Annotated in this window: 7 protein-coding genes; 6 read left to right on the top strand and 1 reads right to left on the bottom strand. The window is 52.7% G+C overall.

Annotation, left to right across the window (positions count from 1 at the left end; translation table 11 throughout):
* Positions 1–171: 171 nt before the first annotated feature.
* Genes Q7V21_RS00035 through Q7V21_RS00010 form a run of 6 tightly spaced genes read left to right on the top strand, consistent with a single transcriptional unit; the run spans position 172 to position 5,525 of the window.
* A complete protein-coding gene (locus Q7V21_RS00035) occupies positions 172–873 on the top strand; it encodes a TraU family protein (RefSeq protein WP_304915342.1) in 702 nt (233 codons plus the stop codon).
* Complete coding sequence (locus Q7V21_RS00030; RefSeq protein WP_304915341.1) at positions 870–2,255, top strand: integrating conjugative element protein; 1,386 nt, start codon at positions 870–872, stop codon at positions 2,253–2,255. The genes Q7V21_RS00035 and Q7V21_RS00030 overlap by 4 nt, the downstream gene beginning before the upstream one ends.
* On the top strand, positions 2,252–2,644 hold the full coding sequence (locus tag Q7V21_RS00025) for a hypothetical protein (protein WP_304915340.1): 393 nt from the start codon (positions 2,252–2,254) through the stop codon (positions 2,642–2,644). Before Q7V21_RS00030 ends, Q7V21_RS00025 begins: the two co-directional genes overlap by 4 nt.
* Positions 2,641–4,161, top strand: coding sequence for a conjugal transfer protein TraG N-terminal domain-containing protein (locus Q7V21_RS00020; RefSeq protein ID WP_304915339.1), 1,521 nt, complete (start codon positions 2,641–2,643; stop codon positions 4,159–4,161). The genes Q7V21_RS00025 and Q7V21_RS00020 overlap by 4 nt, the downstream gene beginning before the upstream one ends.
* 20 nt (positions 4,162–4,181) lie before the next feature.
* Complete coding sequence (locus Q7V21_RS00015) at positions 4,182–4,637, top strand: hypothetical protein (RefSeq protein WP_304915338.1); 456 nt, start codon at positions 4,182–4,184, stop codon at positions 4,635–4,637.
* A gap of 30 nt (positions 4,638–4,667) precedes the next feature.
* A complete protein-coding gene (locus Q7V21_RS00010) occupies positions 4,668–5,525 on the top strand; it encodes a TIGR03758 family integrating conjugative element protein (RefSeq protein WP_304915337.1) in 858 nt (285 codons plus the stop codon).
* 33 nt (positions 5,526–5,558) lie between these two features.
* Here Q7V21_RS00010 and Q7V21_RS00005 read toward each other — a convergent pair whose 3' ends face one another.
* The gene (locus tag Q7V21_RS00005; RefSeq protein ID WP_304915336.1) at positions 5,559–6,188 is read right to left on the bottom strand and encodes a hypothetical protein; all 630 of its coding nucleotides are present in this window, start codon (positions 6,186–6,188) and stop codon (positions 5,559–5,561) included.
* Positions 6,189–6,527: the final 339 nt, after the last annotated feature.

Here is a 6,527-nt window from a genome sequence, read left to right as displayed (position 1 = left end):
TACTGGTTCGGCTAAGGGTATCAATGCTTTTGATTGGCCATCACCCAATGGGTGAGTCATGATCTCTTGCATAAGCGCCTCATTCTCAATTGATATCAATTACTTGAGATAGTTTAGCAAGTTTTAACTGCTCTTTTTAGGAAAATCGGTCATTTCAATCCGGATGTGCTGGTGCAGATAACCCATCCCCAAGGCACAGCCCGGGTTGAAGACCCTCAGCGCCAAGCGACCCCGCACCGCAATCACACCACGCTGATTCAACAAGATGCCGTGGCGGTCGGTCATCCGCTGACCGGGCGCATCTATTGCCCGTCCAACACCCGCGCCGGGTCGCCGTATTTTGTCTCAACAGCCGACCAACCGGCCTGGCGGTGGGGCGGTCTCGATGCCTTGAATCCGGCGGCCTGGGTGCCGGGGCAGCGGGACATTGGCCGCTGGCCGCTCAACAGTTGGGGGGCGGTGTATCCCCGAACCGGCTGGACCCTGCAGGCAGAAGCGCCGAAAGCGGCGGCCGTGATCGCGCAGCGGGTCGGCGACATCATTACCCGCCAAGGCGAGCCGCATCAGTACCGCAGCATTTTGGGCAAGAGGCGGTTTATCAACAATAAAAAAATAACGTGGTCACCCGGCAGTCTGCTTGAAAACACCAACAAGCAAGGCTGGTGGCAGCCCACGTCCCCCAAGCTGGAGCAGTGCCTGTTGTTCGGCCGCAATGACCGGGACGATCCAACCGGCTGGGGCGGGGGACGGGTCGCGGAGGACGGCAACTACCGCCATGCCTTATGGCGGCCGTATACCTGTTGCCAAATCAGGAAGGGCGCGTTGATCGTCATCGATTTTATGGCCTATCCCAGTCCGGAGGTGAAAAATTGAACGGCAATGCACAAACCACATTCCCGCGTTTCAGAGCAGCCACCGGCTTAGTGTTACTCATTAACCTGAATGCTCAAGTTTTGGCCGCGCCTTTGGCGAACAGCGACAACAGTGAGTTTTATTATGAAATCGGCGGTGCCCGGTCGATATCGGTGCCGGCCAACACCCAGGTCAATACCCATACCGTCAACGGCGCCTTGGAATACGGGCTCGGTTACAGCTGCGGTAATTTCGATCCGACCCTGGGCTTGACCAATCTTCTCAATAACCTGAAAGGCGCCGGTAATGGCTTGCTCAACGGCGCAACCCAGGCCGTATCCGGTGCCATCGGGGGCCTTCCGGCCTTAATCTTACAGCGTATCGACCCGGGGCTTTACGATTTGTTTCAAAATGCCGTGATCCGGGCAGAAGCATCGGTCGCGCTGGCCAATAGAACTTGTGAAGACTATGAACAAGCCATCCGCCAAGGCCAAAATCCCTATGCCGGCTGGACGGATTTGTCGAAAATCATCGACTGGAAGGTCCAGATGGGGAAAAGCGGCTTCGGCAGTGCTAAAGTCGATGTGGTTCAGGCCAAGGAAAACGTCCAACAGGCCAACGGTGAAAACGGCATTCCCTGGATTGGCGGTAAGAAAGCCGGGGGCGTCAAGCAAGCCCCGATCCAGGTGACCCAGGACGGTGTGCTGGCCGGATATAACCTGACGTTGAACCGCAAGGCCGATGACACCGCAAAGCCCAGCACCGGCAAAGGCAGCGCGCCCCGCCTGGTTCAGGTGTTTCCAGAGCCTGGCAAGGCCTCGGCATGGGCCGTCGAGGTCTTGGGCGATGTGCATATTCGTACCCACGACAATCATCCGGTGGAAACCATCCCCGGGCACGGCTTATTGCCCACTGTCGAAAATGACATGGCGGTCATTCATCAGGACTTGACCCGTCTGGTGGCCGGAACCACCCCCGCCACCCTGGCCAATCTTGAAAAAGTCTCCAGCGACGCGGTGTTGATCAACCGCGATGTCATTACCGCGCTGAAGACCCTGAAACCCTCCGAGCAAGCGGTGGCGATCAGTAAACTGGCTTCGGAAGCGGCGATGACCCGCACGGTGGAAAAAGCTATGCTGATCCGGCGTCTGTTATTGACCGCCAGCCGCGAACCCAATCTCAGTGCCACCCAGGCCACGGGGGTGCTACAAGAAGCCATTAGTCAATTGGACCGGGAGATCAGTAATGTGCTGTTCGAACGGCAAATCCATAACGAATTGGCCTCCAAAACAGCCGCGCTGATCTTGCAATTGCAACAACAACACAAGCAACGGGGACGGACCGTGCAACCCGCCGCCGGCTCTGATGCCGCCATTATTGATGGGGGAGGTATCAAGCCATGAGGTATCGAACTGAATCTGGCGACCAAAATCGCAGAGATCGCCTATTCGTTCACGTGTTTTTGTGCGTCACGCTGCTTATTACCGTGTTGATTTTAGGGCTGGCCACTGCTTATTATTCGCTGCGGGGGCTGAATCAACTCATCCATAACGCCAGAGATTGGTTACTGCTTTGGCGGCTGACGTTATTGATTCTGCTGATCGCTGGCTGGCCTGACCTGGTCTCGCGCTATGCCGAATGGGCCAAGCTGACTGCCGGACAAGCCATCAGGCTTCATGTTTATCGATGGCGAATGGCCGGGTGGCTGCTTGTGATGGAGCTGGTCTTTTGCCAAGCGCGCTTAGCGGATTGTGCCGAAATACTGATAGAACTGAAGGCAGGTTTAGCATGAGTGTCTCCTCCTATCTGGAAATCTACCTCAGCCAGTTTGGCTGGTCGCTGTACGGCCTGTTCTGGGATATCCTGGTTCAGACCGGTCTGGCGTATCTGCCGTTTATCGCTCTGCTGCTGCGCAATATCGCCGAGCCCATCAAAAGCCAGGAAGCCAAAGATGCGTCCAGCACTTCGCTACGCCGGATTGAAATCGAACTGTTCGCGATGTTTACCGTCATCGTGCTGGCGGTGCAACCGACGTTGACCCTTCAGCATACCGGACTCAGTTACACCAAAGCCTGTGCGAGTGGCCAAACGGTCAGCGGCGGAAACACCGGCACCACGTATGACAGCACGTTTAGCCATGCGGCGTTAGGCGGCGTCAGTGCCAAAATCCCCCTGTGGTGGTACGGCGTGTTGGCCTTAAGCGGCGGCATCAATGCGGCAGCGATTGTCGGCATCCCCTGCAGTGCCGATATCCGGCTCACGTCGTTTAAAATCAGCAACGCCCGCATTCAGGATCCTCAGCTGAGGCAGCAAGCCCGGTTGTTTTTTAACGACTGTTATACCCCGGCGATGGCCGTGCTTCTGGATAATCCCCAGACCCTGCCCAACAACCCCGCTCAGGAGGATCTGTATTGGTTGGGTTCAACCTACCTGCTGAACGGGGCCTATCAGAGCTTGCGCGCCCGCACCAACATCACCGGCTTTAGTTACGATAAAAACCGGGATCTGGAATACAACCCGGCCGTCTATCTGCCCAAAGACGGCAAGCCAACCTGTGCCCAGTGGTGGACCGGGCAGGGCCATATCAATAAAATCGGGCTGCGCGATGCCCTGGTCGGCCAAATTGAAACTTCACACTTGACCGACTTTAAAACCACAGTGGCCAGTTTAGCCGGCAAGCCCCAGCAGGATGTTGAAGAGATCGCGCTGAAAACGCTGATTGCGCGCGAGGCGGGTTACTTTAATGGCCTGCGCGATCTCAATAGCTATAACGATCCGGGCCTGACCACCAGCGCCCAATCGATCGCCGCAACCTTTGGCGGACTGTTGGAAGCCTTGTCCTTTTACCCGGCACTGTACATGATAAAAGCGGCCGCACCGATCGTCCAGGCCGTGATCCTGATGCTGATCTATCTGCTGATGCCGTTCTATTTACTGTTTTCAGCGTACGATCTCAGCAAGGTGGTGTTCATGTCGATTCTCGTCTTCTCGGTCAAGTTCTGGACCGTCTTATGGGCGGTTGCCCACTGGCTGGACACTCATTTAGTGAATGCCATTCAGCCCGCCTGGTTTCAACTGCAGGATGCGGTCAGTCAAAACAATCTGGTGGTGGCTATGGTCGTTGATTTTGTGATTGCCGGTTTGTTTGTCGTCCTGCCGATGTTTTGGTCCGGAGTGTTGGGTTGGGCGGGACATCGGGTAGGGAGTGAAATCATTAGCAGTGTCAATAGAATGAGAGACTATGCTGGTGCCGCAGGTAAGACAGGTGGAGCTGCAGCTGAAAAAGCGGCCACCAAGCTCATCAAATAAGCATTAACAAAAGAGCGACTATGCATCTTAATACACTGTCATTTAGCTTCATTTTATTGGTTATAGGACTTTCCATTGCCAGGGCAGAACCCCGTGATTCGGCGCTGGAAGATGTATTGAAACAACAACTGGATACCCGAGAAGAAGCCCAGATTCAACAGAGCATGCCAGTAGAATTAGACGTCAGTAAACTCGGTTTAGAACAGGCAGTCTTATGGACGATCATCGGGCCGATCTATTGGCGTAATCAGTTAAGCATTGTGTCAAAACAGCAGAATCAGTGGCAGATTCTGGCCACTATCCCGGTTGTCGGCATGGTGGACGGGTTTGGGTCCGCGCAACCGAATGGACCGCTTTCGGTTGAAACGAAAGTTCAGGGTCCAAACGATCCTTTATGCTGTCCAACGCAGACCAAAGTGCTTTACTTTCGTTATGGGGCGGGGCAGTTACAAGCATTAACCTCCGGCTCAGAGTAAAGCGTTATGAAAAAGGCCAGGCAACTGATCATGGGCTTGTTCATCTCAGGTGTGGTGTGGGCGGCTTCTGAATACAGCGATTACTTGGCGGCGCTCAGTGCCAGAGAATCCAGCAACAATCCCGGTAGTGTCAATCGCTACGGCTTTTTGGGCAGTTATCAGATGGGGGAGAGCGCCTTGATCGATGCCGGTTATTACCAAAAAGATCACACGCCGAATACCAATGACTGGACAGGTACCTGGACCGGGAAGAACGGGATTCACAGCAAAGCCGATTTTTTAGCCAACGCGGCAGGGCAAACCCAAGCGATCAATGATTACAACAGCAAGCAGTGGGGTTTTATACGAAATTTAGGGCTGGACCGTTATCTGGGCCAAACGGTAGCCGGAATCGTCATGACCGAATCGGGTTTATTGGCCGGCGCTCATCTGGTCGGGGTCGGAGGGCTTAAAACGTTTTTAACATCCAACGGTGTTCAAGTCCCCCGTGATGCCAATAACACCGCCATTACCCAGTACATCACGGCGTTTAATGGTTATAACCTGGCAGCAATTACCGGCAATGTCACCGCCGGAGGCAGTGCCGGTTCCGTCAGTACGGGGGGTAACGGGAGCGCTGGCGTTCAACCTTCAGGTACCGCTGCCGGAAAACCGTTGATAACATCTTCGGCGGCATTTACTAGCGGTGCAGGCGGCGTCAGCTATCAAACTCTTAAAACTGCGATACAGTCGATTATCGCAACCCTACTGTTTTTATGGACCGCTTTTGTGGTCTGGGGCCAATTCAAATTGTGGGGTGAAAACAGTATCTCTATCATGGTCATGCAGTCCAATATCATACGAGCCACTGCGGTAATGATGCTGTTATTATTTGTTTTTATGTCATAGATTTCAAATCAATGTGGCTATGCCTCAATTCAGTCAATAGAGACCACCTTCTTGATAACCGTCATCCCATTTACACGTGGCATAGTTGTAAGCAGAACCTCCCCACTTCGCTTCAAAATCATGGTCAATTTCATCAAGTAACCCCAAACGTCCAGCCAAGAAAATCTCAATTACATAAACAGCGCCACTGATCCATTCTTCTAGTTGTGGGAAGGAAAGTACTGCCAGTAGTAGGCTTGCAACCCACCAGAAAAAGGGTTTATTCCTAATCAATTGCTTCGCTTGGTGCAAAATGACGCGAATTAATCGGTTAACCATCATTTTGACTTGAATAGGCCGGGTTATAATGAAACCCAGTAAAGCTGGCATCAACAGCATAGCGGCAGCCATTATCGCCAGGCAACCGGCAACGCCTAAATAAACAACCCATTTGACGCTGCTATCTGCAAAAAAAATCAATCCTATCGACATTGGGAAGGTCGCCACTGCGCCAAATAATGTCAGCCACTTGCCAGTCAGGTTCAAACCAACCAACGTTTTATCCATTAGGAATGAAGTGCCGGTATTGTGTTGAATTTTGCTCAGCACGGTGTTCAGCCGATAGACTGCAATAAGGAGGCAGAGGGATGAAGCGATAGCGATGATCAGTAAAAAGGATTCCATAAGCCCCTCCTGTTCTAAAGATTCGGGCGGTTATGTGTTTGGATATTGCTCGTTGCCTCGGTTGGATAAATTGCAAACTAGCACTATGGCAACCAAATTCCTAAAATAATAGCAGCTCATAACACCATTACCCTCAAATTAAAATACCCCCAAAGCAGCCACTGGTAAAGTAAAAACTTGAGGTTTCTGGTCATCCGGTAACGGCCAACAGCTGCCATTCGCGATTGCCATCAGCGGTCATTAAAATTGATGATTAACTATGCTCTGTTGTTATCGGGAAACTGTTTTATGCGCATTGCCATGTTAATCGCTACTATATAGCAAATGCTCTTGAAATAA

Source organism: Methylophaga sp., from assembly GCF_030651745.1.
This window is presented reverse-complemented; position numbering and strand designations above follow the sequence as displayed.